1 protein-coding gene is annotated in these 288 nt (G+C 41.3%); it reads left to right on the top strand.

The window, feature by feature from the left end; translation table 11 throughout:
* A partial coding sequence (locus tag HUK49_RS10805) for an SLC13 family permease (protein ID WP_268890039.1) occupies nt 1-288 on the top strand: 288 nt, incomplete at both ends.

The following is a 288-nucleotide window of genomic DNA, read 5'->3' as shown; positions in this document are numbered from 1 at the left end:
CTCACGATTATTAACAGTATTGGTACAAGTACAGGGCGCATTTTACTCGGTTTCATGGTCGCAACAGGTGGTTTATCGATGTTTGTATCGAACACAGCTGCGGTAATGATTATGATTCCGATTGGTTTGGCGATTATTAAAGAAGCCAATGCATTGAAAACAGAAGCGGATAGTGATGAAAGTATTCAAAAATTTGAACGCTCACTTGTGCTCGGTATCGGTTATGCCGGCACTATTGGGGGCTTGGGTACGCTAATAAGTAAGACATACCCCCAATTAATAGAAATC

Origin of the sequence: Limosilactobacillus portuensis, from assembly GCF_014838735.1 — a bacterium.
In the GTDB taxonomy this organism is placed as follows: Bacteria; Bacillota; Bacilli; order Lactobacillales; family Lactobacillaceae; genus Limosilactobacillus; species Limosilactobacillus portuensis.
The sequence above is the reverse complement of the archived record's forward strand: the minus strand, read 5'-3'. Positions and strand labels throughout refer to the sequence as shown.